Below are 25,648 nucleotides of genomic sequence, written 5' to 3'. Positions count from 1 at the left end.
TCAGGTCCCCAGCGCCACGAAGGACCGGCCGCCCGGCACGTTCTCCGGCCCCGGCACGATATTGGGCCGCAGGATCACCGTATCGGCCGGCGACCAGTAGAGCAGCATCTCCGGGCTGGTGCCGGCGCCTTCGGTCTGGCTGAACGGCTCCTGCGCCACCATCTTCACCTCGCCGCCATCCGGCGTCTCCAGGTGATAGATGACCTGCGAACCGGTGAACTCGCGGCCCGAGAGAACGGCACGGATGCCGTTCTCGCCCGCCACGCCCGTCGGGCGGCTGCGCAGCTTGTCGGCCTGCACCACCAGCGAGACGGTGGAGCCTTTGCCCGGCGGCCGCTCTCCGGCGGCAGCATGGATCACGCCTTGCGGGCATTCGACCGCGACCAGGCCGCGCTCCACCGCCACCACACGACCGTCGAAGATGTTGTTGCTGCCGACGAACTCGGCGACGAAATGCGTCTGCGGGCGGGTGTAGATCTCTTCCGGTGGGCCGATCTGCTCGACCCGCCCCTTGTTCATCACCACCACGCGGTCGGCCATCGAGAAGGCTTCCGACTGATTATGCGTGACGTAGATGAAGGAGATGCCGAGGCGCTGCTGCAGGCGCTTCATCTCGCTCTGCATGCGGATGCGCAGATGGGCGTCGAGCGCGCTCAGCGGCTCGTCGAGCAGCAGGATCTCGGGCTCCGTCACCAGCGCGCGGGCGATGGCGACGCGCTGCTTCTGACCGCCGGAAAGCTGGCCGATGCGCCGGTCGAGGAAGGGTCCGAGCTGCACCATCTCGGCGATCTGCTCGACCTTGGCCTTCACCTCGGCCCTGTCGTGCCGCTTCAGGGTCAGGCCGAAGGCGATGTTCTGGCGCACGTTGAGATGCGGGAACAAAGCGAAGTTCTGCCACACCAGGCGGGTGCTGCGCTTGTGCACCGGCAGGGCCGAAATGTCCTGCCCGCGCAGCAGAAGCTGGCCCGAGGACATCGCCTCGAGGCCGGCGACGATGCGGAGAAGCGTGGTCTTGCCGCAGCCGCTCGGCCCCATGATGGCGACGAACTCGCCGCGATCGATCGACAGGTCGACCTGCTCCAGCACGACGAAATCGCCGAAGCTCTTGGCGATACCCCGCAATTCGAGGTCGAAGGGCGGCGGCGCGGAAGCGATGTTCATCCTCTCATCCAGCGCGGACCGGACCGGCGCCCGAACAGGCGGGCAGCCGGCCCGATCACGCTCAGCCCTTGCTGGTCTTGAACTCGTTGTAGATGGCGATCCAGGCCTTGTCGGGCTGCTGCACCGGCAGGCCGCGCGGCACGCTCTTGTCGATCAGGGTCTCGACCAGCATCTTGCCCGGGTTCTTCGGATCCGGGACATAGCTCATCAGCTTGGTCTGTTCCTCGTTCCAGTATTTGGTCACCTTCATGTTGGGCGCGCGCGCCTTGAAGCCCTTGGTGTAGACGAGCTCGGACTGCACGCGGGCGCCGCTCATGTACTCGATCCATTTCAGCGCCAGCTCCTTGTTCCGGCTGTCGGCGCAGAGCGCGGCGGCCTCGGTCCAGCGGATCGAGCCCTCGTCCGGCACGGTGGAGGCGAAGTTCTTGTGGCCGGCGCCGATCAGGGTGATCTCCATGTCGCCGGTCGGCGTGACCCAGGCGTCCTCGTTGATCAGCGCGTTGACCAGGCCCTGGTTCTGCTCGCTGAACACGCTGACCTGCGGGCGCAGCTTGAACAGCCACTCCTTCACCTTGGCGAGCTGCGCGTCCGGAATGTCGTAGGGCGTCTGGTTGTTGGGCGAGACCGCGAGGCTCGCATTGCTCATGTTCGGCAGGTACCAGTCGAACAGCGCCACCTTGCCCTTGTACTTCGGCAGGAACAGCGAGCTCCAGGTCTTCGCCTCCTCCTCCGACATGTACTTGGTGTTGTAGGAGAGGCCGTAGAAGCTGAACCGGGTGCCGACCGCCCAGATCTTGCCGCCGGGCGCGCGCAGCGGCGCGAAATCGCGGTATTTCGGGTGATAGTCGGCGAGGTTCGGATAGTCCTTGGGGTCGAGCGGATCGATCGCCTTCTGCGCCGTCAGCTTCTGCACGTATTCCGCATCCGAGATGATGGCGTCGAACGTGCCCTTCGGCGACTGGGCATAGAACTGCAGCATCTGCTCGCCGCCGATATAGGTCTTGAATTCGACCTTGCAGTTGTTCTTCTGCTCGAACTCCTCGACGACCGGCTTCTCCTCGTAGCCGGGCCAGCACAGCACGCGCATCTTGCCGGCCGCGTCCGCCGTCCGGCTGAAGATGGTGAGGTTGCTCCAGGCGACGACGCCGGTTGCCGCCGCGCCACCAAGAAATCCGCGGCGCGATGCCTGCTGACGGGTTGCCGCAACGACGCGCGGCGTGGAAGGAGCGTCGCTCCGATCTTTTCTTGCCAATTCCGCCTCCTGTCGACCGCCGGTCACGGCGCATCGCGCGATGCCGCGCGACAGGCCAGCCGGACGATTACTTGCCAATTCAAGTTGCGTGCCAGGGCGCGCGAGGCTCAGTGCGCGTGCCCGTAGCGGTGAATGTGGTACGGCGCATTGGACAGGCCGGTGCAGAAGCTGCCGACGATGCCCTCCAATTGGGCACCCAGCGCCTTCGCGGGCCCGTTGAGCTCGGCAAGCCGGGCCCGCGCCGCTTCCGCCTCACGCGCCAGCTTGCCCATATCACAGCCAATCAGCCGGCCGCCCTGCACCACCATGCGCCCGCCCACCATCACCGCGTCGACGCTGGTGCCGTCCTCGGTCAGCACCAGCTGGTTGGTCGGATCGTTGACCGGGATCCAGTTCACCTTGTGCAGGTCGAGGAACACGATATCGGCCTTGTAGCCCGGCGCGATGCGGCCGATCTTGTCGAAGCCGAGGGCGCGGGCGCTGCCGATCGTCGCCGCGTTCAGCACCTCTTCCGCACCCAGCCAGCGGGTGTAGTCCGGCCCGCGGACGTTCGACACCATCGAGGCGCAGTGCATCGCCTCGTACATGTTCTGGTTGTCGGAGCAGTTGGCGGAATCGGTGCCGATGCCGAGATTGACGCCGAGCTCCAGCATGCGGCGCGCATCGGCGATGCCGGAGCCGAGCCGCATGTTGCTGCCCGGATTATGGGCGACCGAGGCGCCGTGATCGGCCAGCCGGCGCATGTCGTCGTCATCCAGCCACACGCCGTGGGCCACGGTGAAGTCCGGTCCGAGCAGGCCGAGACCGTCGACATGCGCGGTCAGGGTCTTGCCGTAGCGCTTGAAGGCGGAGACGGCCTGCACCTTGGACTCCGCCACGTGGCTGTGCAGCACCACGCCGTAATCGCGGGCGAGATGGGCCGAGCCTGCGATCAGCGCGTCGGAGCAATGGAGCGGGATGATCGGCGCCACGCCGAGCCGCACCCGCTCACGGTCATGGCTCCAGCCGTGCAGGCTCTCCCGCATCATCTTCAGGGTGCTCTCGTGCGGCGCCTCCTGATAGGCCGCGACCTCGCGCTGCAGGCGCTCGGGCAATGCCTCGAGCAGACCGGGGATCGCCTGGTAGAACGAGAAGTCGGCCAGCATCGGCGCCACCACGGCGCGCATCCCGACATCCATATAGGCCTTGCCGATGGCACTTATTTCATCAACCGACGCGGTCGGATAGCCGAAGGTCAAATCGTAGGCAGCCGTGCATCCTTTGAGCAGCATCTCGACGGCGCCGAGATAGGTGTTGAGGTACTTGTACTCGAGGCTCTGGTTGGCCATGAAGCCGGGCGCGCCGACCCAGAGCAGTTCCAGCGTCCAGCGATCGGCGCTGCCCTTGCTGAGATTGCCCATGCCATGGGTATGCGCGTTGATCAGGCCGGGATGCAGCAACCGGTTCGTGGCATCGAGCAATTTGGCATCCGACGGCGCGGGCATGCCCGGCGGGCCGATCTCGGCGATGCTGTCGCCGATCACCAGGATGTCGGTTGGCGGGGCTGCATGGCGGTCGACGTCGATCAGACAGCCGCCGCGGATGATGATCTTGTCTGCTTTGGGCATTGTTGCGCTCTCCGGCGTGGGAAGCCTCGTGCCCTCGCCTACAAGCGCTGTGCCAAGCGCTCAAAGGGTGCGCGGCGGCGCCACCCAGCAATAGATCTCCCACAGATTGTCGTCGGGGTCGGTGAAGTAGACGGCGCGCGCGCCCCAGGGAAATGTCTCCGGCGGCTGGCGGAACTCGACGCCGCGCGCCACGAGCGCGGCATGGGCGGCATCCACCGCCTCCCCTGTCTCCAGCCGCATGGCGACCATGGTGTGCGGGCCGCCGACCCGCACCCGGTCCGGCAGCGCGAGCGCGCGCCGCAGGTCGCCGACTTCCCACAGCGCCAGGATCGCGCCCTCGGTCCAGAACTCGGCGAAGCCGGTATCGCGCCGCTTCAGCTCCAGCGCCAGCTTGTCGCGGTAGAAGGCGACGGCGCGCTCGATATCGGCGACGCAGAGCGCGATGTCGGTGATGCGGCCGAGGCCCGGCAGCGGCATGGCGAGACTCCATTGGTGTCGCGGCTCGCCAAGCAAGCTTCTTGCCGTCGCGGCGGCTGGCCCTGATCTTGCTGCTGCCGCGGGCGATGGATGGAGGGGCCGACCGATGCTTGACCTGATCCTGCGCAATGCCGCCTTGCCGGATGGCCGCCGCGGCATCGATATCGGCGTGCGGGACGGCCGCATCGTCGCCGTAGAACCGACGCTCAAGGCCGAAGCGGGCCGGAGCATCGATGCCCGCGGCAACCTCGTCACGCCGCCCTTCGTCGATTCCCATTTCCACCTGGATGCGACGCTCTCGGTCGGCCTGCCGCGCCGAAACCGGAGTGGCACCCTGCTGGAAGGCATTCAGCTCTGGGGCGAACTCAAGCCGCTCTTGACCCAGGAGGCCATCGCCAAGCGCGCGCTCGACTACTGCGACTGGGCGATCGGGCGCGGCCTGCTCGCCATCCGCAGCCATGTCGATATCTGCGATCCGCGCCTGCTCGCCGTCGACGCCCTGCTCCAGGTCAAGAAGCAGGTGGCGCCGTTCATCGACCTGCAGCTCGTCGCCTTTCCGCAGGACGGCGTCTACCGCTCGCCCGGCGCCATGGAGCTGTTGAAGGAGGCGCTCAAGCGCGGCGTCGACGTGGTCGGCGGCATCCCGCATTTCGAGCGCACGATGGAGGAGGGCCGCGCCTCGGTCATCGCGCTCTGCGAGATCGCCGCCGCACAGGGCCTGATGGTCGACATGCATTGCGACGAGACCGACGACCCGATGTCGCGCCATGTCGAGACCTTGGCGGCGGAGACGATACGCCTGGGCCTCCAGGGCCGCGTCGCCGGCTCGCATCTCACCTCGATGCACAGCATGGACAACTACTACGTCTCCAAGCTGATCCCGCTGATGGCGGAGGCCGATCTCGGCGTCATCGCCAATCCTTTCGCCAATATCGTGCTGCAGGGCCGGCACGACACCTATCCGAAGCGGCGCGGCATGACCCGCGTGCCGGAGCTGATGGCGGCCGGGCTGACCGTCGCCTTCGGCCATGACAGCGTGATGGACCCCTGGTACGGGCTCGGCAGCGGCGACATGCTGGATGTCGCCCATATGGCGGTGCATGTCGGCCAGATGACCGGCCTCGATGCCATGGCGAGTTGTTTCCAGGCGGTGACCGCCAACGCCGCGCGGCTGATGCAGCTCGACGGCTATGGCCTCGCCCCCGGCTGCCGGGCCGACATGGTGCTGCTCGACGCGGCCGACCCGGTCGAGGCGATCCGGCTCAGGGCCGCCCGGCTGAAGGTGATCCGTGCCGGCGAGGTGATCGCCGAAACCCCGGCGCCGCGCACCGCCCTGACGGCCGGCGGCAGCCCGCGCCAGCTGTCCTACCGGAAGGAACCGGGCTGAAGCCCGTGCTCCCGGACACAGGAATAGAAGCCCTGCCGGAGCAGGACTTCCAATTCATGTCAGAAAAAGAGGTGGCGGAGGGGATGTCCGCCTATTTCCCGTTTCCGGCCGACCGCACGTATCCGCTCAGATTCCACGGAAGCGTATGATTCCGCGATATTTCTATGGTGCTCTGCCCGTAGGCGCACGTTGCCGTCCGTTCCCGTTCGGGCTAATTTGGAGGGGCCATTGGAGGGGATACGAGATGCCAAAGCGGGCGGCGGGATTGAGCGCGGCGAAGGTGAAGACGGCTAAGCCGGGGCGCTATGGCGACGGCGGCGGGCTGTTCCTTTTGGTACGGGAGGATGGTCGGCGCTCATGGCTATTTCGCTATAGGGTCGCCGACGCCAGCAAGCGGGATGGGCGCCGCATGCGGGAGATGGGCCTGGGCGTTGCCGACGGAAAAGGCGCCGTGACGCTGGCCGAGGCGCGCGAGAAGGCGGGCGCCGCGCTCCGACAAGTCAGGAATGGGATCGATCCGCTGGTAGCCCGGGATGCCGAGCGGGAGGCACAGGCGGCGGCAGCGGCGGCGGCACAGGCCGGCGCCGTCACCTTCAAGCAAGCCGTTGATAGCTTCCTTGCCGGGCGCGAAGCCGGCTGGCGCAACCCCAAGCATCGGGCGCAGTGGCGCAACACGCTGACCGACTATGCCGGCCCGCATATGGGCGCCAAGCCGGTCGGCCGGATCGACGTATCGGACGTGCAGAAGGCGCTGACGCCGATCTGGGAAGCCAAGCCCGAGACGGCATCGCGGCTGCGCGGTCGAATCGAAGCGGTGCTGGATTTCGCCCGCGTCCAGGGATGGCGCGAAGGCGAGAACCCGGCGCGGTGGCGCGGCAACCTTGATCACGTGTTTCCGCGCCGCTCCAAGGTGTCGCCGGTCGAGCACCACGCGGCGCTTCGCTGGCAGGAGATCGGCGGATTCATGGCCGACCTGCGCGCGATCGACGGCGCGCCGGCCCGCGCGCTGGAGTTCACCATCGTCTGCGCCGCGCGGACCGGCGAGACGCTGGGCGCGCTCTGGCCCGAGATCGACATGGGCGAGGCCGTGTGGACAATCCCTGCCGGACGCATGAAGGCAGGCAAGGAACATCGCGTGCCGCTCTCCGAGGCTGCGCTGGCCGTCCTGCGGGCCATGCTGCCGTTCAAGTCCGGCGAGAACACGGCTGTGTTTCCCGGCCGATATCGGGGCGCGCATCTCTCCAACATGGCCATGGCGATGACGTTGCGGCGGATGGGCCGCGATGACCTGACGGTTCATGGCATGCGATCGACTTTCCGCGACTGGGCCGGCGAGACGACAGCGCATCCGCGCGAGGTGGTCGAGGCGGCGCTGGCGCACCGGCTCGGCGACAAGGTGGAACAGGCATATGCGCGCGGCGACCTGTTCCAGAAGCGGCGCGTGCTGATGGATGATTGGGCCGCCTTCCTGGCCACGGTGCCGGCGACGGTCCTGCGCCTCGGCGACCACCGGCCGGTCACGGCATGAGCCGTCGCCGGAGAGTCGATTTTCAATCGTCGGCGTAAACCAAGGCCGCCCAACAAACACCAGACCCCCCATCCGGCGCCGGTGCGGGTGGCTTTCGATGGCGACTATTCCCTCTCCCCTATCGGACGGTTGCGAGAAGAATGCGAACGGCGGCGGTCGGTTATGGTTATCCGGCCGTTCGCCTTACGCGGGCAAGGGCTTGCGTGGCAAACTGGACAACTCGAAAGGCTGGTTGGGCAGAAGATGTGCACGAGGGGACATGGTTTCATAACGCAGCTGAATGCCCTCAAAGGTCCACTTCTGCGGGACGTTGAGAACCTGAGGAGCCCAGATGAAACTAAGCCCCACCATCCAAGGTCCATAGAGTGCAGGTCGTTCTCCGGCGCCCAGCGACTCAGTTTCGCCAGGATAGAATCGGATTCTTATGCCCATCTGTTCGAGCGGCAGGCATACCGCGACGGCGAGGACGTCCTTCCCGACACGAGGGTCAACTTGTGACGTGCTCCGCGTCGTCTCTACGAGCGACTTCTCCATCCCGTCCATGTCAAACTGATGATGAGCACGCAGCTCGCGTCGAAGTTGTCCGCTCAGTGAATTGGCGTTGGAGCTGGGGGCAAAGACACAGGTAAACGAACCCGGTCCTCGATCCCGAAGCCATTTCGCTCTCAGCCGCCAATCCCGGTCCATAGACCAATTGATTGCGTAGTGTGCGCCCCGGCGCGCCAACTCGAAGCAGACGGGGGCCCACCACCCATTGCGCCCGACCATCCCCAAGCCGACGATCTCGATCCCACCGCGTCGAAATGCCATACTCCTGTTCAACTCGGCGGTGAGGGCGTCTCGCAGCCGGATGAAATGCTGCCCGTAGCCGCCGCGTAGCGAGTTCCTTCCACGGATGCCAATCAAGCCCTCGCGCGAAAAGCGGTGCTGGAGGAGCTGTTCAACAATCCAGCAGTCGGTGGGTATTCCCCGAATACCGGCGTCGCCGGTATAGGCGAGAAGAAACAGTCCGTCCTTAAGCCGATATACGATTTGCTTATTCGACGCGTCGTCATGCACGCCGCCATCGTCGTAGGTCAGGCGGCGGTCCGCTGTCTGGAGCAGATAGCGACCTGCATGCAAACCGAGAAGAAGGGTCATCGGTCAACGTCGTGCAATCCGAGCGGAGCCCTTAGCCGCGACTTCGTTTCCCTATGCCGCCAGCCACGCCACCACGACAACTATTACCGCCGGGACAGGCATGTACGCCAGCCCCGAGCCGCCGGAGCAGGTAGGTCGCGGCGGCGTCGATTCCCCCTGCCCTATCGAACGGCTCCGAAAAGCGAACGGCGACGGTCGCCCGCAGCTTCCGGCGACCCGGGGCGCACGCGTAAAATCCTCGCGGTCGAAGTGCAGGCAGCGGGAGCGCGGACCACGTCTGCCGTTCCTGCAACCTCGCAACTGCCGAACGGGGACAGCACGCCGGGCGGGGCATCGTGAAATACTTGGACACCCAGATTCGCACCATCGTCGAAACCACGGGCCCGCTGCCGGACACCGATTGCGAGCACTGGCGCTACGACGACGATGCCAAAGAAGTTGTGGTCAGGGTACCCCGCATCGTCGCGTTGAAAGAGCGGCTTGAGACCGCCGCACTGCATTACGAATTTCATGCAAAGACAAGCGACCGCCCTTCGCCGAGCGAACTGGTTGGGCGGCTGGACGACATACGCGCGGCAGCCGATCGGCTGCTCGTCGCATTGAGGGCGAATGCCCCCGAAGAGGACCGACTGACGTCGGAAGCGCGTTACGCCCTGCAAGGGCAAGCGATCTTTGAGGCGCAAGCGCGAGGGGGCTTTGACGACGTTCGGCCGCTTCCGTTCGGCATGAGGGGAGGCCCCAATGAATATATCAACTGGGGCGGGCCGGAGCTGGTCCGGAAGTCAGTGGAGGGAGTGAGGCGACTCTCCCGGTGGTCGCAGAAGGCATCGGCCCGCGCAGCGCGGCGGAAGGGAACGGTGGAGAACGTCGGGCCAGCGGACAAGGCCCTGAACGAATGGATTGCTTCTCTTCGCGGCATCTACCTCGATATCTATCAGGCGGTGCCCACACCAAGCGGACGGTTCTGCAAGTTCGTGGTGGCTGCAGCCGAACTGCTCGGCTTGACCATCGATCCCGAGGCGATGCGAGCCCGGCTCAGGCGGCAAGAGCCGAAGCGGTCGAACCGTCGCAAAAACAAATCCGGTTCGGCCATTACGAAGGCGACGAGCGATTGATTGATTGTCTCCGTTCCCGCCCGATCCCGTGGGCACCATCATGAACGGAGCACTGATGACATTTCCCACCCACCAACGCCTCCGCGAGGCTGGCGCGCCGCTCTTCGTCTCGCCGACCGAGGCCGCAAAGCTTCTCGGTATCGGCCGAACGAAGTTCTACGAGTTGCTTGCCGCTGGCGAGGTCGAGGCTAGGCGCCTTGGCACCCGGACGCTGGTCGACACCGCCAGCATCGCCGCGCTGGCCGACCGCCTGCCAAGGCTAGGCGCGGCGGGCTGAAGAAGAAGCCCAGCCGCTGCGACGGCCGGGCCGGCACCAAATCGCCCAACAGGTAAGACACACATGCAATACCGGACATCAAACTCGCGCGCCAGCAGCGCGTCGCACCAACTCGACCTGTTTCTCTGGCTTGCCGATCAGGACCAGCGGCAGCGCATGTGCTGGCCGGCTCGGCGGCTCGCCCGACAACTGGGCCTGACGCCGACAGCGGCAGCGTTGGTGGCGGCGGAACTGTTCGCCGAGGCGCGGCCATGACCGAGCGCATCGACCTGAACCTCGAACTCGTGCTCGCCGCCCGCGCGGTCCAGCCGCGTCATCTCGCGCGGCTCCGCCGGGCCGGGCTGACTCCCGCAAATTTTGTGAGGCTGATGATGCTGATGATCGCGGCCGAAGCTCCCTTCGGCGTCGCCCTGATCACGCCGGTCGAGGACGGCGACTTCTACACGCCGACCGAGGCCGGCACGGAGGCCGTGGTGATCCCGGTCATCGAGGGCCAAGACGTTGTCGACTTGGTCGGCGTGCCGATCGACGACCTGGGCCGGTGGTACCTGCGGCTCGGTCACGGCGTCATTCTTGGCGCGGCCGAAATGACGCGGGCACAGAGGCGAGATTCGCCCCTGCATCTGCACGCCTGCCCCTGGCACTGGCTAGTGAGTGGCGGCACGGGCGCGGTGGTCCTGTTCCCAGACGATCCACCGTCCGATCTGCCGCGCCGTCTGATGGTCGACGATACCGCCCTGGCGCGCCGCCTGGACGCCGCCCTGAATCCGCGCCGATACAGGATCCGGAAGGTGGAGGTGCGCCATGTCGCGTGACTGCGAAGCCGACTGGGACCGCGCCGATCCCATCTGCGAGGAGTCGGCCGACGAAGGAAGCCGCCGCACGCCCCAGCGCGACAAGCTGATCGCCATCGGCCTGGAAGCGAGGCTGTGGCGGGACGCCGACTTCAACGCCTACGCCACCATCCCGGTCGACAGCCACAACGAGAACCATCCCGTGCGCGGAACAGCTTTCCGGCGGTGGCTGATCTCCAAGTTCGGCGAGCGCCACCGGACGCGACTGCCGGGCGGCCGGGACACCCCGTCCGCGCCGGGCAACCAGGCGATCGCCGACGCCCTGCAGAGCATCGAAGCGGCGGCGACGCAGAAGCCGGAGCGCATGCCGGCGGTGCGGCTCGGCCGGCATAACGATGCGATCTATCTCGATCTCGGCTCGGCCGACTGGCGCGTGGTTCGCATCGATCAGAACGGCTGGGAGGTGCTCCAGGAGTCACCGGTGCCGTTCCTGCGCGCCAATGGCATGCGCCCGCTTCCGTGCCCCCAGCGCGGCGGCGGCATCTCCGATCTCGCGCCGTTCCTGAACGTGGCGAGCGACGCGGATCGAATGCTTGTAACGGCGTGGCTGGTCGCCGCGCTACGTCCCGAGGGGCCGTTCGTGCCGCTGATCCTGAACGGCGAGCAGGGAAGCTGCAAAAGCACCGCCTGCCGTATTCTGCGCCGGCTGATCGATCCCAACGTGGCGGAGCTGCGGGCACCGCCACGTGACGAGGGCGACATCATCATCGCGGCGAAGAACTCGTGGATCGTCGCCTATGACAACTTGTCGGTGGTTTCGTCCGAGATGGCGGACGCCCTCTGCCGGCTGGCGACCGGCGCGGCCCTCGGCAAGCGCAAGCTCTACTCGGATTCCGCTGAGGAACTGATACAGGCAAGCCGTCCGGTACTCGCCAACGGCATTCCCAGCCTCGCGACCCGCCCGGACCTTGCCGACCGCGCCATCGTCTTGAACCTGCCGCCGGTGGATGCCCGACGGCGCCAGACCGAAGCGCAGTTCTGGGCCGCGTTCAACATGGCGTCGCCGGGCATCCTGGGCGCTCTGCTCGATGGCGTCGCCACCGCGCTCCGCCGACTGCCGACCGTGATGCTCTCGCGCACGCCCCGGATGGCGGACTTCGCCACCTTCGTCGAGGCGGCGGCACCGGCATTCGGCTGGGCCGAAGGGGAGTTTCTCGACGCCTATCAGTCCAACCGCGACGCGGCGGTGTCGGAGTCGGTCGACGCCGACGCCGTCGCCATTCAAGCGCGCGAGCTGATCGACCGCGAGGGCAGATGGAGCGGCACGGCGACCGAACTGCTGAACCGACTTTTGGCCATCGCGCCCGAAGACGTACGACGGGAACGGAGCTGGCCAAAGGACGCCACGCGTCTGTCCAACCGATTGCGCCGGGCCGCGCCGAACCTGCGGGCGCTCGGATACCGTATCGATCTCGACGGGCGCAGCGAAGGGCGCGACCGCGCGCGGATCATTCGACTTGAGAAGGAATCCCCGATCAGCGTTCCCAGCGTTCCGAGCGTGGCCAGCGTCCGCGAGGAAGCATCCCGTTCGCAGAACGGCGCCTCGGTTCCGGTCCGAGCCGTGAACGCTGCGGGCACTGCGAACGCTGGGAACGCTGCGCGCCCATATCCATCTCCAACGGTGCCGGTAGATCCGTTCGACCTGGGCAATCTCGAATAAGGAAAGGATCAAGCCGATGAAACCTGGACAGGCCAGCACTCCGGCCGATGCGGTGCAGTTGCAGGCCGGCGCGCGGCGCAAGCGCGTGGTCGCCAACATCCTTGCCGAACAGCATGCCGACCCGACCGGCGCGCGATGGGAACGATTGGAAGCCGCCGACATGGAACGGCGCGCGGCCGAATTGCTCGATGCCGCGCCCCTCGCGCCCGAGGGCTTGATCGTCGGTCGCGGCGGCGAGATTGTCCCGGTCGGCGACGATGCCGACAGCCTGCCGGGCTTGGTCGAGACGGTGCGCGATCGCCCCGATCTTTTGACCGCGAATGCCTCGCTCGACCGCATGAAGCTGGCGGGAGAGTCGGGCGCGACGAACTTGGCGCTCGACGCGGCGGAAACCGTGCGCGGTCGCAATTCACTCGAAAAGATGCTGGCGCACCAACTGGCCGTGACGCACAAGCTGGGCATGGAACTGGCGGCCAAGGCGGGGCACTTTCTGAGTCATGTTTCGTCTTGGAACCCGCAGGGCCGGCAGCAAGTGTCGAGCATCGAGGGCGCGCGACTGGCGGCGGCATCGGCCCGGATGTTCGATGCGTACCAGCGGGGCCTGCTGACACTTCAACGCATAAGGTCGCACGGCAAGCAGACGATTGTGGTGCAGCACGTCAACGTCAACGGGGGTGGTCAGGCGGTGGTGGCCGGCGCTCTGCGCACGGGGCGGGGACGACATCGCGGGAAGGGGGCAACGCCGAAATGAGCGATCAACCCCATGGCCCGCGTGCTGGTCGTCTGCGAAACGGCGGACGCGGCGTGGCCTTCACCGAACTGCCGAAGTGCGGCGCCAGTAATAGGGGCGGCGGCAGGTGCGGGCAGGTCGCGATGGCAAATGGGCGATGCCGATTCCACGGGGGCAAGGCCTCCGGTGCACCAAACGGACCGAAAAATCCGAACTACAGGGCCGGAAGGTGGTCCCAGGCGCAATCGGACCTGAAGCGCCGGGCGGCGATTGCACGCATGCTACTGGTTAAGCTTATCGGCCCCGGCAGCGACTGCTAAGGAACCTGAAGCGCCCGGCCGCGGCGCTAAATGGATTGGCGCACCGGGGCTAAATCCATCTTTGCACGCTGGCGAGGATGCCTGCAGCGAGGACAACTAAGACGTACAAGAGCCACCGGATGTCTATCAAGGTGGTTGATACTCGGCGCAGATAGGCCGTCTGCAGCGCAGCGTGTTCAGCATTCCATCTGAGCGCGGCATCGTGGTGGACATCAACGTCGTTGCCTTCCCGGAATTCGATCACCCAGCGGGCGTGTCCTGCAATCTTCTCCTCATCGATGTTCTGCATCGCGCTCCCCTCATATTGGCTCGGATGACAACTCCGCCACCTTCGCGACCATCCCAGACATTCTGTATTGAGGGACTTGCGTGACTCGTCACGGTGACACTCGCGCCCTGCATCGGTGCAACTCTGCGGCCCCGATGCTACCAACTCGCCTGCGCACAATGTGTTTGCTCGCAATCCTTGGCTGGACCCGTGTTCTGGCCTATTTCGACCATCGAACTCCAGCGTGACTCGGCGTAACCCCCATGCCGAGGCGCCAGCGTTTCAAACCGCAGTTCCCGCTACGGCGTAGTAAATCGGCGCGCCCAAATACGAAAACAGGCGGACGCGCACAACATGGAGCATCTGCCCTTTCGGTGTCCTGTGTGTGATGAGCGAGATCTCATGCAACTCAGTTCCCGGAGCAACCGGTTGGCACTCGCCACCGATGAGATGGCTAAAACCAAAGAACTGGCCATCCGGAGCATGGATGATGTCTAGAAGGAGCGGACGGAAGTTGCCATGTCCTAGCTCGGCTGTGGCGAAGGCGTGCCCTATCTTCGCAAGCATCTTGGCGAACTGCCCCCAGCCCAACTTCAAATCGGCTACGTGGCCCTTGCCGCCAAAATAGTTGCCGCCTGACATTCCCGGTTTCGGATACCAGACGCAGAACCAACTTTGCAGCGGTGCGGGACCCGTAGGATGGCTGTCATCTGGTGGAAGATCGAGGAAGATCCTGGGATTGACGAAAGCAAGCAAACCTAGGGTTATCGGACAGTCGTCCGCCGGCACCAGCATTTGCCGCTGCGTATCGTCGTCCACCACCACGGTGACGGGGAACTCTGTCGGGCGATTCTTTGGCCGCTTGGTCGGCAGCTTCAAATGCGTTCGTGCCTGGATCAGCAGATCCCTAAGTACGAAGCGTTCGGCCCGCGAAGTGATGCCCTCATGTTTCTTGCAGCTGGCCCGTCGCAGCACAAAGGTGCCGCCGAGCGCCTCGGGAATGATGTGTTCATCCCCGAGGATGTTCGTGTGAGCATCCTCCGGGCAATAGATGCAACGGCCCGGCGAATCATAAAAACGCGATGGTGCCAGAGGCGGAGGCTTGATGAACTGGTCGTTGCCGGTCACTCGCCGCTCCGAGGCTGCATGCCCGCCAAGTGGAGGGGATACAGGAGGGGATAAACCACCCCCGCTTGAATTCTGCCAATGAAATCAAGCGGGGGTGGCGGAGGGGATGGGATTCGAACCCACGATAGGGGTTTAAGCCCCTATAACGGTTTAGCAAACCGCCGCCTTCAGCCACTCGGCCACCCCTCCAGCCTCGAGGGCCTTGCATCACGGCGTATGCGGGGGTGGTTGTAGAGGCCCCCCGGCCCGACTGTCAACGAAACCCACCCGAAACCCGCCCAACCGCCAGTCCGGCATGTTGACGAAGCCCCGCCGGTAGGCGAAAGGCTTGGCCCGATGTCCGATGCCTATCCCCTGTTACGCCTGCAGCCCGGCAAGGACCGGCGGCTGCGCGACGGCTATCCCTGGGCCTTCGCCAACGAGCTGGTGATCGACCAGGCGGCACGGGCGATCCCGCCGGGCGCGCCGGTCCGGTTGGCCGATGCCCGCGGCCATGCCTTCGCGGTGGCCGGGTTCAACGTGCATTCCCTGATCGCCGCGCGCGTGCTCGCCCGCGACCCGCAGCAGCCCATCGACCGGGCCTTCCTCGCCGCCCGGATCGCGGAGGCGCAGGGTTGGCGCGAACGGCTGGTCGGCGGCAGCCACTACCGGCTGATCCACGCGGAAGCGGACGGACTGCCCGGCCTTGTGGTCGACCGCTATGGCGACGTGCTGGTGGTGCAGGCCAACACCGCCACCGCCGACCGGCTGTTGCCGGATGTCGTCGGCGCGCTGCAGGAGCGTCTGCAACCCCGCGCCATCGTCGGGCGCAACGATTCCGGCGTGCGCCACCAGGAGGGCCTGCCGACCGAGGTGACCCTGCTCGCCGGCGAGGCGCCGGGCCGGGTCGCCATCGAAGAGAACGGCCTCACCTATCTGGCCGACCCGATGGGCGGGCAGAAGACCGGCTGGTTCTTCGACCTCAGGGAGGCGCGCGCGCTGGTCGCCCGTCACGCCCGGCCGGGCATGCGGATGCTCGATCTCTACTGCCATACCGGCGCCTTCGCGCTGCTGGCGGCCCGGGCCGGTGCCCAGGTACTGGCGGTCGACCGGTCGAAACCGGCGCTGGAGCTGGCCGAGGCGGCCGCGGCGGCGGCCGGGCTTGCCACAGCCTGCCGGTTCGAACGGCGCGACGCCGCCGAGGCGCTGGAACGGCTGGACAAGGCGGGCGAGCGGTTCGACATCGTGGTGGCCGATCCCCCTGCCTTCGCCAAGTCGCGCAAGGATCTGGCGCCCGCCCTGGCGGCGCATCGCCGGCTGGCAGAGGCGGCGGCGCGACGGGTTGCCGCAGGGGGGCTCCTTTTCATCGCCTGCTGCGCCCATCACGTGCCGGCGGCGGAGTTCCTGGCCGCCTCGGCGACTGGAATCGCAAGCGCCCGGCGGGATTCCCGGCTGATTTTCTCGGGCACGGCCGGACCCGACCACCCGGTGCATCCGCTGCTGCCGGAGAGCGCCTATCTGAAATGGCACCTCTTCGCCTTGGCGTGATCCCAATTCCGCCGCAAAGGCCGGCAATTGTCCGCTGGCAATGGAGACGCTGCTCATTATATGTTCACTTGGCCGGCCTAAACGGGCCGCGATGCCTCACGGCATCGCAACGATCAAAGCCGGCAAGGGGAACGACAGCCCACAAGAGGATCGTCCGCCCAACCAAGGCGGTGCGGCAGAGCGAAACGACCGTCGGTTTGAACCGGAGGGCGATGTCGTGCGTTTACACGCTGGCATGGCTCTTGCGACGGCAAAGCCGGCTGCGTTCCGCCCCGGTTTCCCATCAGTCGAGATCCAGTAACCCCGAGACGAAAAGGTCAGTCGAGAGCCATGCGCGCTTCGAGCGTGTTTGCGATGATCCTGGTGGTGGCCGCCAACGTGGCCGCCTGGGTTGGCTTGAACCCGCCGCGCCAGGCCCCGGCCTATGACAAGCCGTTCTCCGGCCTCTCCTACTCGCCGTACCGCGAGGGGCAGGATCCGCAGAAGGGCGATCGCGTCTCCGCCATCCAGATCGCCGAGGACATGGCCTTCCTCGCCGACAAGACCCAGCGCATCCGCACCTACACGGCGACCGACGGGCACGAGGCGATCCCCTATTACGCCGGGCAGTACGGGCTGAAGGTCACCGCCGGCGCCTGGATCGACAGTCACATGGACCGCAACGAGCGCGAGATCGCCAACGTCGCCGCCATGGCGCGCAGCTCCAAGGCGGTGACTCGCATCCTGGTCGGCAACGAGGTGCTGCTGCGCGACGACATCTCGGTCAACCAGCTGCTCTCCTATATCCGCCGCGTGCGCACCCAGGTCTCGGTGCCGATCTCGACCGCCGAGCCCTGGCATGTCTGGATCGCCCATCCCGAGCTCGCCGCGGAAGTCGATTTCATCGCCATCCACACGCTGCCCTATTGGGAGGGCCTGCCGTCCGACAAGGCGGTCGCCTATGCGATGGACCGCTATCAGCAGGTCAAGAACGCCTTCCCGACCAAGCCGGTGGTGATCACCGAGTTCGGCTGGCCGTCGGAGGGCCGCATGCGGCGCGGCGCCGACCCTTCGGTCGGCGCGCAGGGCCAAGTGATCCGCACCTTCCTCAACGAGGCGGACAAGCGCGGCATCGACTTCTTCATCATGGAAGCCTTCGACCAGCCTTGGAAGCGCAACATCGAGGGTTCGGTCGGCGGCTATTGGGGCGTCTTCACCGCCGACCGCCAGGCCAAGTTCCCGCTGACCGGCAGCTTCTCCAGCGTGCCGCAGGCGCCCTGGTTCGCCCTCGGCGCCAGCCTGCTCGCGGCGCCCTTGATGCTGTGGTTCCTGCGCCGCTGGTCGAGCCTGACCTTCGCCGGCCGGGCCACCTTCCTGCTCGCCATCCAGGCCGTGGCGTCGGTCCTGGTCTGGACCGCCTATGTCGGCCTGCACCAGTATTTCTCGCCCGGCATGGCGGTCATGTGGGCGGTGCTGCTGCCGCTGCTGGTCGTGCTGCTCGCGCTGCTGCTGACCGAGGGCATCGAGGCGACCGAGGTGCTGTTCGGCACCCAGCTGCGCCGGCGCTTCCTGCCCTATGCCAGCCCCACCTCGAAGCCGCTGCCCAAGGTCTCGCTGCACCTGCCGATCTGCAACGAGCCGCCGGAGATGGTGAAGCTCACGCTGAACTCGCTGGCGGCGCTCGACTACCCCGATTTCGAGGTCCTGGTGATCGACAACAACACCAAGGACCCGAAGGTCTGGCAGCCGGTCAGGGAACACTGCGAGAAGCTTGGGCCGCGGTTCCGCTTCTTCCACGAGGACACGCTGAAGGGCTTCAAGGCCGGCGCGCTCAACTACGCGCTCGCCCGCACCGCCCCTGATGCCGAGGTGATCGGCGTGATCGACAGCGACTACATGGTGGCGCCGAACTGGCTGAAATCGCTGGTGCCCTATTTCGAGCGGCCGGAAGTCGGCTTCGTACAGGCGCCGCAGGATCATCGCGACGCGCCCGACAGCGCCTTCAAGGAGATGATCAACTGGGAATATGCCGGCTTCTTCGACATCGGCATGGTGCAGCGGAATGAGGCCGATGCGATCATCCAGCACGGCACGATGACCTTGATCCGCAAGGCCGCCCTCTCCCAGGTCGGCGACTGGTCGGAATGGTGCATTTGCGAGGATGCCGAGCTCGGCATGAAGCTGATGGAAGCCGGCTGGCAATCGGTCTATTGCCGCCAGCGCTTCGGCTGGGGCCTGACCCCGGACAGCTTCACCGGCTACAAGAAGCAGCGCTTCCGCTGGGCCTATGGCGCGGTGCAGATCCTAAAGGGCCACTGGCGCGCGCTGCTGCCCTGGGACAAGCGGCTCACCTGGTCCCAGAAGTACCACTTCGTCGCCGGCTGGGCGCCATGGTTCGCCGACGCGCTGGGCCTGGTCTTCGCCTATGCCAGCATCATCTGGACCATCGGCGTGCTGGCCCTGCCGCGCTATTTCGAGTTCCCGCACACGCTGTTCATCGTGCCGACGCTCGCCGTGTTCCTGGTCAAGGTGGTGCAGTTCCTCGGCCTCTACCGGGCCCGCGTCGATTGCGGCCTGAGGCAGCGGATCGGCGCCGGCATCGCCGGCCTGGCGCTCACCTACAGCGTGGCCAAGGCGATGCTCTACGGCATCTTCACCTCCAAGCTGCCGTTCATGCGCACGCCGAAATGCGAGAACCAGCCGGCCATGGTCCAGGCCATTGCCATGGCCTGGGAGGAAGCGTCGCTGGCCGCCCTGCTCTGGCTCTCGGGCGCGGCGATCTGGTTCGTCTATGGCTACGACGATCCGGAGGCGCGGCTCTGGTCGCTGGTCATGTGGGCGCAGTCGCTGCCCTGCGTGGCGGCGGTCATCACCGCGACGCTCAATGCCTTCGCCGGCGTCACGCTGTTCAAGCCGGCCAAAGTCACCGCCCCCGCCGCAACGACGGCAGCGACCATGCCGGCCGGCGCCGACTGAAGCCCTCGACTCCGTCAGCCCTGCTGGCATAGTTCAACGCGCCGGGGCCAATCCCCCGGCGCGTTTCGTTTGCGCGCAGACAAGGGAAGGAAACGACCGTGGCCGGCCTGGATGACCGCCATCCCGACGATATCGTCGTCGACGAGAAGCAGCTGCATGCCCTGACGGTGGACCTGTTCCGCCATGCCGGCAGCGAGGAGCGCGAGGCGAAGCTGATCGCCGATCACCTGGTGATGGCCAACCTCTCCGGCCATGACAGCCACGGCGTCGGCATGATCCCGCGCTATGTCATCAACATCAAAGCCGGCCTCACGCCGCTGAACCGGCATGCGCAGGTGGTGCTGGATGCCGGCGGCCTTCTCGTCGTCGACGGCAATGCCGGCATCGGCCAGGTGGCCGCCTTCGAGGCGATGCAGATCGCCATCGAGCGGACCAAGATGCATGGCGTCTGCGCCATGGCGCTGCGCAACTGCTCGCATATCGGCCGGATCGGCCATTGGGGCGAGATGGCGGCGACCGCGGGCCTGATCTCGACCCACTATGTCAACGTGATCGGCCACAAACCCTATGTGGCGCCGTTCGGCGGCGCCGATGCGCGGTTCTCCACCAACCCCTATTGCTGCGCCATCCCGCGCGGCGACCAGCCGCCTTTCATCCTCGACTTCGCCACCTCGCGCGTGGCCCAGGGCAAGGTGCGGGTCGCGCATAACCGGAAGAAACCGCTGTTCGAAGGCGCGCTGATCGACCGGCACGGCAATCCCACCACCGATCCCGGCGTGATGTTCCAGGACCCGATGGGCGCCATCCTCACCTTCGGCGAGCACAAGGGCTACGGCATGGCGCTCGCCTGCGAGCTGCTGGCCGGCGCCTTCGGCACCGGCACCATGCATCCGGCGACGATGGAGCGCGGCGCGACCATCAACAACATGTTCACCTTCCTGGTCGATCCCGGGAAGATCGGCGACCGGGCGGCGGTGCTGGCCGAGATCGAGCGCGCGCTCGGCTGGGTCATCGCCTCGCCGCCGGCCGCCGGCGTGGACAAAGTGATGGTGCCAGGCGACCCCGAGCGGAAGATGCGCGCGCATCGCCGTGCCCAGGGCGTGCCGATCGACCCGACCACCTGGGGCGAGATGCTGGAAGCCGGCGCCAAGGTCGGCATGAACCGGGTCGACCTGGAGAAATACCGGGGCTGAGCGCACCGCAACCCTGCCCGGCTGGCCTATCCGGCCGCCGGGCGCCATATTGCCGGCCATGTCCGATATAGCGATCGAGGCGCGCGGCCTCGTCAAACGGTTCAAGGAGGTCGCGGCGGTCGACGGCGTGTCGTTCAGCGTGCCCCGGGGCAGCTGCACGGCCCTGCTCGGCGGCAACGGCGCCGGCAAGACCACCACCATCTCCATGCTGCTCGGCCTGCTGCTGCCGACCGAGGGCAGCGTGCGCGTGCTCGGCGTCGACATGACGCGCGAGCGCCACCGCGCCCTGCCCGAGCTCAACTTCTCCTCGCCCTATGTCGACCTGCCGCACCGCCTGACGGTGCGCGAGAACCTCTCGGTCTACGCCGCGCTCTACCGCGTGCCGAAGGCCAAGGCGCGGATCGAGGGCCTGGCCCAGGATCTCGACATCGCGAGCTTCCTCGACCGTCCCTACGGCAAGCTCTCGGCCGGCCAGAAGACGCGCGTCGCGCTCGCCAAGTCGCTGGTCAACCGGCCCTCGCTGCTGCTGCTCGACGAGCCGACGGCCTCGCTCGACCCCGACACCGCCGACTGGGTGCGCGGCTATCTCGACCGCTATCGCCGCGACACCGGCGCGACCCTCCTCCTCGCCTCGCACAACATGGGCGAGGTGGAACGGCTCTGCGACGACGTGCTGATGATGCGCGCCGGCAAGATCGTCGATCACGGGAGCCCACGCGCGCTGATCGACCGCTACGGCCGGCAGAACCTGGAGGAAGTATTCCTCGACATCGCGCGCCAGCGCGGCAAGGCAGCGAAAGCCGCCTGAATCGCATGAGCAATCACCTGCGTCCGAACCCGGCCTTCAGCCCGGCCCGCGTGGCGGCTCTGGTGCTGCGCTACTGGTACCTGCTGCGCAGCTCCACCGCGCGCATGATCGAGCTCGCCTACTGGCCGACGGTGAACATGCTGCTCTGGGGCTTCATGACCCAGTTCCTGGCGACGCAGACCAGCTATGTCGCCAATGCCTTCGGCATCCTGCTCTCCGGCGTGCTGCTGTGGGAGATCCTGTTCCGCAGCCAGCTCGGCGTCTCGATCTGCTTCTTCGAGGAAGTGTGGTCGCGCAATCTCGGTCACCTCTTCGTGAGCCCGCTCCGGCCCTACGAGATGGCGATCGCGCTCGGCACCATGAGCCTGATCCGCACCATCGTCGGCGTGGCGCCCTGCATGATCCTGGCGACCTGGTTCTTCGGCTGGTCGGTCGCCGCCCTCGGCATCAGCTTCGCGCTGTTCGTCATGCTGCTGATGGTGATGGGCTGGGCCATCGGCTTCGTGATCTGCGGCCTGGTCATGCGCTACGGCCAGGGCGTCGAGAGCCTGGCCTGGGGCCTGATCTTCGCCTTCACGCCGCTCTCCGGCGTCTACTACCCGATCAGCGTGCTGCCCAGCTGGCTGCAGCCCCTCTCGCTCGCCCTGCCCTCCGCCCATGTCTTCGAGGGCATGCGGGCGATCCTGACCGACGGCGTGGTGCGCTACGACCATCTCGCCGCCGCCTTCGCGCTGGACGCCCTCTATGTGGGGGCCGGCGTGGTCGCCTTCCTGCTGTTCTTCCGCCAGGCCCGGCAGCGCGGATTGCTGCTGCAGCAGGGGGAGTAGGCGCGGGCCCCCAATCGGCGTATCGTGGCGGCGTTGGCGGGTTGCGGGCGTCTCGTAACCGTCGTTAACGCTGGCGGACGAGCAGTCCTGCGATCCCCCGGTTTCCGGGAGGATGAACTATGGCCAGCGGCGATCTGATACGTAATCCCTTCGAGTGGTTCCTGGATGGCTTCCGGGGCGTCGGCCGGGCTGTCGCCTCGACCGCCCATGCGCTGCATGTGGAGGACGAGCCTGTCGAGACGGTGGCGCCGGAGATCCGCCGTATCGAAGTTGCCGACCTGAAGCAGGCGCTCCGGCGCGGCTTCGAGGATTTCGGCGCCTTCCGCACCGACGTCCTGTTCATCTGCCTGATCTATCCCCTTGCGGGCCTGGTCCTGTCGCAGCTGGTCTTCGGCAACAAGATGCTGCCGCTGCTGTTCCCGCTCGCCTCCGGCTTCGCCCTGATCGGCCCGGTCGCGGCGGTCGGCCTCTACGAGATGAGCCGCCGGCACGAGCGCGGCGAGGACATCACGTGGTGGGATGCCTTCAACGTCGTTCGCTCCGAGGCCTTCGGCGCCATCGTGATGCTGGCCGCCTGGCTCGGCATCATCTTCCTGGTCTGGCTCGGCGCCGCCTACGCGATCTACTCGCTGACATTGGGGCCCGAGCCGCCCGCCTCTATCCTCGGCTTCGTCGGCGACGTGCTCACCACGCCGGCGGGCTGGGCGATGATCCTGTCCGGCATGGGCATCGGCTTCTGCTTCGCCCTCATCGTGCTCGCGACCAGCGTGGTGTCGTTCCCGATGCTGCTCGACCGCGATGTCGGCCTGGCCAATGCGGTGATCACCTCGGTCCGCGCCGTACGGGAGAATCCGCGGACCATGGCGATCTGGGGCCTGATCGTCGCCGGCAGCTTGGCGCTCGGCATGCTCCCGGCCTTCCTCGGCCTGATCGTGGTGGTGCCGGTGCTCGGCCACGCCACCTGGCACCTCTATCGGCATGTGGTGGGATGGCCGGCGCAGCCGGCGGACCGCATCGAAGGGTGACGACGGCCGTCAGGCCGCCGTCACGGCCCAGTCGAGAATCAACGCGGCGAAGAGCGCGAAGAGGTAGAGGATCGAGTACTGGAACAGGCGCCGCGCCGCGCGGGCAGTCTGTTCCCGGAAGACCTGGATCGCGAGCGCCAGAAGCCAGGTGCCCGCGACGGCGGCAGTCGTGCCGTAGATCATCCCCACCGTGCCCAGCGCCGCAGGCGCAAGACTGAGCGGGACCAGCAGCGCGGCGTAGATCATGATCTGGCGCCGCGTCTCCGCCTTGCCGGCGACCACCGGCAGCATCGGCACGCCGGCCTTCGCGTAGTCGTCGGTGCGGCACAGCGACAGCGCCCAGAAATGCGGCGGCGTCCACATGAAGATGATCAGGAACAGCGCCAGCGATTCAAGGCTCACCGTCCCGGTCACCGCGGCCCAGCCGATCATCGGCGGAAAGGCGCCCGCCGCGCCGCCGATGACGATGTTCTGCGGCGTGCGGCGCTTCAGCCAGATGGTGTAGACGAAGACGTAGAAGGCGATGGTGAGGGCGAGAAGAGCCGCCGCGGTCCAGTTGACGGCCATGCCCATCAGCGGGATCGAGAGCGCGCTGAGCCCGATGCCGAGCGCCAGCGCTCGCTCCGGCGCCACCCGGCCGGACGGAATCGGCCGCCGGCGCGTCCGCTCCATCACCGCGTCGATATCGCGGTCGTACCACATGTTGATCGCGGCGGCGGCGCCGGCGCCGAGCGCGATGCAGAGCACCGCCATCGTCGCCCGCGCAAAGCCGAGTTCGCCCGGCGCCACCACAAGGCCGGCGAAACCGGTGAACACCACCAGCGACATCACCCGCGGCTTGAGCAGGGCCACATAGTCCCTGAGCCGGGCGCGGGCGGACCGGGCCAAGACCTGAACTGCGCTGGCGGCGTCGATCGACATCCCCAGATGGCCTCCCGCCCTGTCGCGACTGATCGCGTCCCTGGTCAGGTGAGACAATTTTCATCATATCTCGAATCCGCAGAACCGGGTATGGTGTACGGGACAAAGTTCGGACGAGCAGGCTGCTTACAGGCTTATCACGTGTCAGCGTGAGGTCAGTCCTTCGGTAGACGATCCGGGGGGGCGCATGCGAGGTCAGGACCCGTCAGGCGGCAGCCGAAGCGGCTGCCTGCGCCTTGAGAGCCGGATCGCAGCGACAGGGACGCTGCCGCCGATCCGCACGGGGTGGTGCGCTGTGCCCGCAGCCACCCGCAGATCCTTCCATCACGCAATCGCTGCTTCGCTCAACTGGCGAGGGGGGGCCGCGCCATGACGGTCGCGCTGATCGGCTACATCCTGATCCTGCTGGCCTTGTGCATCGGCTTCTGCACCATCGGCCGCGGCTCCCGAGGCACGCGCTACGCCGTGCTGGGCAGCGTCGCCGGCGCCATCGGTCTGGGCGGCCTGTTCGTCGCCGCCGGCAGCGGGCCGCAAAGCCCGCGCCTGCACGATGCCGGCCTCGCCCTGTTCGCCGTCGGCGTCCTCGCCAACTTCTACCTGCTCAAGCGCTATTTCGACGAGGTGGAGGGGGATCGGCATGTATCGGCGCTGCGGCGGCGGGCAGCAGGCCGCGCGACCAAGAACATGGTCGCGCTGGCGATCATCCTGGTCGGCGCCGGCACGGTCGGCTTTCACTTCCTGAGCCCGTGGTGGTGGACGCCGATCGCTTCCAACTGGGGCTATGTCGACGACACCATCATCGTCACCTTCTGGATCACCGGCGTCGTCTTCGTCGCCATCGTGCTGTTCATGGCCTATTGCGTGTTCCGCTACTGGCATCGCGACGACCGGCGCGCCGCCTACGAGCCGGAGAACAAGAAGCTGGAATGGTGGCTCACCGGCCTGACCGCCGTGGGCGTCGCCGGCATGCTGACGCCGGGCCTGTTCGTCTGGAACCAGTTCGTCACCGTGCCGGAAGACGCCACCGAGGTCGAGGTGCTGGCCCGGCAGTGGGAATTCGCCTTCCGCCTGCCCGGCAAGGACGGCGTGCTGGGCACCTCCGACGCCCGCAACATCACGCCGGAGAATCCGTTCGGCCTGAATCGCAGCGACCCGCGCGGGCATGACGACGTGCTGATCGAAGGCGCCGAGCTGCACCTGCCGATCAACAAGCCGGTCAAGGTGCTGCTGCGCTCGATCGACGTGCTGCACAATTTCTACGTGCCGGAGTTCCGCGCCAAGATGGACATGGTGCCGGGCATGATCACGTACTACTGGTTCACGCCCACCCGGACCGGAACATTCGACGCGCTCTGCTTCGAACTGTGCGGCATCGGCCACTACGCGATGCGCGTCAAGGTCGTCGTCGAAGATGACGGCAAGTACCAGGCCTGGCTGACGCAGCAGCCCACGTTCGCGCGCATGCTGGCGCAGGCCGCGGAGTGACAG

General features: G+C 66.7%; 23 protein-coding genes and 1 tRNA gene. 15 read left to right on the top strand and 9 right to left on the bottom strand.

All coding sequences use genetic code 11. The annotated features are described in order from the left end of the window. From DT074_RS01225 to DT074_RS01210, 4 genes are all read right to left on the bottom strand, one after another. On the bottom strand, nt 1–1,161 hold the full coding sequence (locus tag DT074_RS01225; protein ID WP_119417957.1) for an ABC transporter ATP-binding protein: 1,161 nt from the start codon (nt 1,159–1,161) through the stop codon (nt 1–3). A 61-nt stretch (nt 1,162–1,222) separates the two neighbouring features. Then, entirely contained in the window at nt 1,223–2,413 is a 1,191-nt protein-coding gene (locus DT074_RS01220) for an ABC transporter substrate-binding protein (RefSeq protein ID WP_162914540.1), read from the bottom strand. Between the two features lie 107 nt (nt 2,414–2,520). Continuing rightward, complete coding sequence (locus DT074_RS01215) at nt 2,521–4,020, bottom strand: amidohydrolase family protein (RefSeq protein ID WP_119417955.1); 1,500 nt, start codon at nt 4,018–4,020, stop codon at nt 2,521–2,523. Between the two features lie 60 nt (nt 4,021–4,080). Beyond that, nucleotides 4,081–4,497, bottom strand: a complete 417-nt coding sequence (locus tag DT074_RS01210; RefSeq protein ID WP_162914539.1) for a VOC family protein — start codon at nt 4,495–4,497, stop codon at nt 4,081–4,083. 106 nt (nt 4,498–4,603) lie between these two features. On the opposite strand from DT074_RS01210, the gene DT074_RS01205 reads away from it, so the two are divergent. Then, the gene (locus DT074_RS01205) at nt 4,604–5,884 is read left to right on the top strand and encodes an amidohydrolase family protein (protein ID WP_119417953.1); all 1,281 of its coding nucleotides are present in this window, start codon (nt 4,604–4,606) and stop codon (nt 5,882–5,884) included. A gap of 244 nt (nt 5,885–6,128) precedes the next feature. Beyond that, entirely contained in the window at nt 6,129–7,412 is a 1,284-nt protein-coding gene (locus tag DT074_RS01200) for a tyrosine-type recombinase/integrase (RefSeq protein ID WP_119417952.1), read from the top strand. Between the two features lie 183 nt (nt 7,413–7,595). Here DT074_RS01200 and DT074_RS01195 read toward each other — a convergent pair whose 3' ends face one another. Continuing rightward, nucleotides 7,596–8,552 carry a hypothetical protein gene (locus DT074_RS01195; protein ID WP_119417951.1) on the bottom strand — a complete coding sequence of 319 codons (957 nt, stop codon included), beginning with the start codon at nt 8,550–8,552 and terminating at the stop codon, nt 7,596–7,598. A 335-nt stretch (nt 8,553–8,887) separates the two neighbouring features. Here DT074_RS01195 and DT074_RS01190 point away from each other — a divergent pair, with 335 nt between their 5' ends. The 6 genes from DT074_RS01190 to DT074_RS01165 all read left to right on the top strand — a co-directional run bounded on the left by DT074_RS01190 (nt 8,888) and on the right by DT074_RS01165 (nt 13,209). Then, on the top strand, nt 8,888–9,667 hold the full coding sequence (locus DT074_RS01190; protein WP_119417950.1) for a hypothetical protein: 780 nt from the start codon (nt 8,888–8,890) through the stop codon (nt 9,665–9,667). A 55-nt stretch (nt 9,668–9,722) separates the two neighbouring features. Next, nucleotides 9,723–9,944 (top strand): helix-turn-helix domain-containing protein, encoded by a 222-nt coding sequence (locus DT074_RS01185; RefSeq protein WP_119417988.1) that lies wholly within the window; start codon nt 9,723–9,725, stop codon nt 9,942–9,944. Nucleotides 9,945–10,007: 63 nt separating this feature from the next. Continuing rightward, nucleotides 10,008–10,199 carry a hypothetical protein gene (locus tag DT074_RS01180; RefSeq protein WP_119417949.1) on the top strand — a complete coding sequence of 64 codons (192 nt, stop codon included), beginning with the start codon at nt 10,008–10,010 and terminating at the stop codon, nt 10,197–10,199. Continuing rightward, nucleotides 10,196–10,759: a hypothetical protein gene (locus DT074_RS01175; RefSeq protein WP_119417948.1), complete on the top strand. Its 564-nt coding sequence runs from the start codon at nt 10,196–10,198 to the stop codon at nt 10,757–10,759. The genes DT074_RS01180 and DT074_RS01175 overlap by 4 nt, the downstream gene beginning before the upstream one ends. Then, entirely contained in the window at nt 10,749–12,458 is a 1,710-nt protein-coding gene (locus DT074_RS01170) for an AICE element replication initiation protein (RefSeq protein ID WP_119417947.1), read from the top strand. Before DT074_RS01175 ends, DT074_RS01170 begins: the two co-directional genes overlap by 11 nt. 16 nt (nt 12,459–12,474) lie before the next feature. After that, nucleotides 12,475–13,209, top strand: a complete 735-nt coding sequence (locus DT074_RS01165) for a cupin domain-containing protein (RefSeq protein WP_119417946.1) — start codon at nt 12,475–12,477, stop codon at nt 13,207–13,209. A gap of 348 nt (nt 13,210–13,557) precedes the next feature. On the opposite strand, the gene DT074_RS01160 is transcribed toward DT074_RS01165, so the two are convergent. From DT074_RS01160 to DT074_RS01150, 3 genes are all read right to left on the bottom strand, one after another. Continuing rightward, complete coding sequence (locus DT074_RS01160; protein ID WP_119417945.1) at nt 13,558–13,797, bottom strand: hypothetical protein; 240 nt, start codon at nt 13,795–13,797, stop codon at nt 13,558–13,560. Nucleotides 13,798–14,058: 261 nt separating this feature from the next. Further along, the gene (locus DT074_RS01155; RefSeq protein ID WP_119417944.1) at nt 14,059–14,904 is read right to left on the bottom strand and encodes an HNH endonuclease; all 846 of its coding nucleotides are present in this window, start codon (nt 14,902–14,904) and stop codon (nt 14,059–14,061) included. Nucleotides 14,905–14,999: 95 nt separating this feature from the next. Further along, nucleotides 15,000–15,093 (bottom strand) — tRNA-Ser (locus tag DT074_RS01150). A gap of 147 nt (nt 15,094–15,240) precedes the next feature. On the opposite strand from DT074_RS01150, the gene DT074_RS01145 reads away from it, so the two are divergent. From DT074_RS01145 to DT074_RS01120, 6 genes are all read left to right on the top strand, one after another. Continuing rightward, complete coding sequence (locus DT074_RS01145; protein WP_119417943.1) at nt 15,241–16,431, top strand: class I SAM-dependent rRNA methyltransferase; 1,191 nt, start codon at nt 15,241–15,243, stop codon at nt 16,429–16,431. 330 nt (nt 16,432–16,761) lie between these two features. Next, nucleotides 16,762–19,386 carry a glycosyltransferase gene (locus DT074_RS01140; RefSeq protein ID WP_119417942.1) on the top strand — a complete coding sequence of 875 codons (2,625 nt, stop codon included), beginning with the start codon at nt 16,762–16,764 and terminating at the stop codon, nt 19,384–19,386. 107 nt (nt 19,387–19,493) lie between these two features. After that, nucleotides 19,494–20,579 carry a malate/lactate/ureidoglycolate dehydrogenase gene (locus tag DT074_RS01135; RefSeq protein ID WP_119417987.1) on the top strand — a complete coding sequence of 362 codons (1,086 nt, stop codon included), beginning with the start codon at nt 19,494–19,496 and terminating at the stop codon, nt 20,577–20,579. Between the two features lie 58 nt (nt 20,580–20,637). Continuing rightward, nucleotides 20,638–21,387 (top strand): ABC transporter ATP-binding protein, encoded by a 750-nt coding sequence (locus tag DT074_RS01130; RefSeq protein WP_119417941.1) that lies wholly within the window; start codon nt 20,638–20,640, stop codon nt 21,385–21,387. Nucleotides 21,388–21,392: 5 nt separating this feature from the next. Then, the gene (locus tag DT074_RS01125; protein WP_119417940.1) at nt 21,393–22,214 is read left to right on the top strand and encodes an ABC transporter permease; all 822 of its coding nucleotides are present in this window, start codon (nt 21,393–21,395) and stop codon (nt 22,212–22,214) included. A gap of 119 nt (nt 22,215–22,333) precedes the next feature. After that, a complete protein-coding gene (locus DT074_RS01120) occupies nt 22,334–23,239 on the top strand; it encodes a DUF2189 domain-containing protein (RefSeq protein ID WP_119417939.1) in 906 nt (301 codons plus the stop codon). Nucleotides 23,240–23,248: 9 nt separating this feature from the next. On the opposite strand, the gene DT074_RS01115 is transcribed toward DT074_RS01120, so the two are convergent. After that, nucleotides 23,249–24,160, bottom strand: coding sequence for a heme o synthase (locus DT074_RS01115; protein ID WP_119417938.1), 912 nt, complete (start codon nt 24,158–24,160; stop codon nt 23,249–23,251). A gap of 684 nt (nt 24,161–24,844) precedes the next feature. On the opposite strand from DT074_RS01115, the gene DT074_RS01110 reads away from it, so the two are divergent. Further along, nucleotides 24,845–25,645, top strand: coding sequence for a cytochrome c oxidase subunit II (locus DT074_RS01110; RefSeq protein ID WP_119417986.1), 801 nt, complete (start codon nt 24,845–24,847; stop codon nt 25,643–25,645). Nucleotides 25,646–25,648 lie beyond the last annotated feature (3 nt).

The organism is Desertibaculum subflavum (genome assembly GCA_003576705.1).
GTDB classification, from domain to species: domain Bacteria; phylum Pseudomonadota; class Alphaproteobacteria; order Ferrovibrionales; family Ferrovibrionaceae; genus Desertibaculum; species Desertibaculum subflavum.
The sequence above is the reverse complement of the archived record's forward strand: the minus strand, read 5'-3'. Positions and strand labels throughout refer to the sequence as shown.

Coding starts and splice junctions, on each gene's coding strand:
- DT074_RS01225 (WP_119417957.1), bottom strand. CDS start 1,161: ATGAACATCGCTTCCGCGCCGCCGCCCTTCGACCTCGAATTGCGGGGT.
- DT074_RS01215 (WP_119417955.1), bottom strand. CDS start 4,020: ATGCCCAAAGCAGACAAGATCATCATCCGCGGCGGCTGTCTGATCGAC.
- DT074_RS01210 (WP_162914539.1), bottom strand. CDS start 4,497: ATGCCGCTGCCGGGCCTCGGCCGCATCACCGACATCGCGCTCTGCGTC.
- DT074_RS01205 (WP_119417953.1), top strand. CDS start 4,604: ATGCTTGACCTGATCCTGCGCAATGCCGCCTTGCCGGATGGCCGCCGC.
- DT074_RS01200 (WP_119417952.1), top strand. CDS start 6,129: ATGCCAAAGCGGGCGGCGGGATTGAGCGCGGCGAAGGTGAAGACGGCT.
- DT074_RS01195 (WP_119417951.1), bottom strand. CDS start 8,552: ATGACCCTTCTTCTCGGTTTGCATGCAGGTCGCTATCTGCTCCAGACA.
- DT074_RS01185 (WP_119417988.1), top strand. CDS start 9,723: ATGACATTTCCCACCCACCAACGCCTCCGCGAGGCTGGCGCGCCGCTC.
- DT074_RS01180 (WP_119417949.1), top strand. CDS start 10,008: ATGCAATACCGGACATCAAACTCGCGCGCCAGCAGCGCGTCGCACCAA.
- DT074_RS01175 (WP_119417948.1), top strand. CDS start 10,196: ATGACCGAGCGCATCGACCTGAACCTCGAACTCGTGCTCGCCGCCCGC.
- DT074_RS01170 (WP_119417947.1), top strand. CDS start 10,749: ATGTCGCGTGACTGCGAAGCCGACTGGGACCGCGCCGATCCCATCTGC.
- DT074_RS01165 (WP_119417946.1), top strand. CDS start 12,475: ATGAAACCTGGACAGGCCAGCACTCCGGCCGATGCGGTGCAGTTGCAG.
- DT074_RS01160 (WP_119417945.1), bottom strand. CDS start 13,797: ATGCAGAACATCGATGAGGAGAAGATTGCAGGACACGCCCGCTGGGTG.
- DT074_RS01145 (WP_119417943.1), top strand. CDS start 15,241: ATGTCCGATGCCTATCCCCTGTTACGCCTGCAGCCCGGCAAGGACCGG.
- DT074_RS01140 (WP_119417942.1), top strand. CDS start 16,762: ATGCGCGCTTCGAGCGTGTTTGCGATGATCCTGGTGGTGGCCGCCAAC.
- DT074_RS01130 (WP_119417941.1), top strand. CDS start 20,638: ATGTCCGATATAGCGATCGAGGCGCGCGGCCTCGTCAAACGGTTCAAG.
- DT074_RS01125 (WP_119417940.1), top strand. CDS start 21,393: ATGAGCAATCACCTGCGTCCGAACCCGGCCTTCAGCCCGGCCCGCGTG.
- DT074_RS01120 (WP_119417939.1), top strand. CDS start 22,334: ATGGCCAGCGGCGATCTGATACGTAATCCCTTCGAGTGGTTCCTGGAT.
- DT074_RS01115 (WP_119417938.1), bottom strand. CDS start 24,160: ATGTCGATCGACGCCGCCAGCGCAGTTCAGGTCTTGGCCCGGTCCGCC.
- DT074_RS01110 (WP_119417986.1), top strand. CDS start 24,845: ATGGTCGCGCTGGCGATCATCCTGGTCGGCGCCGGCACGGTCGGCTTT.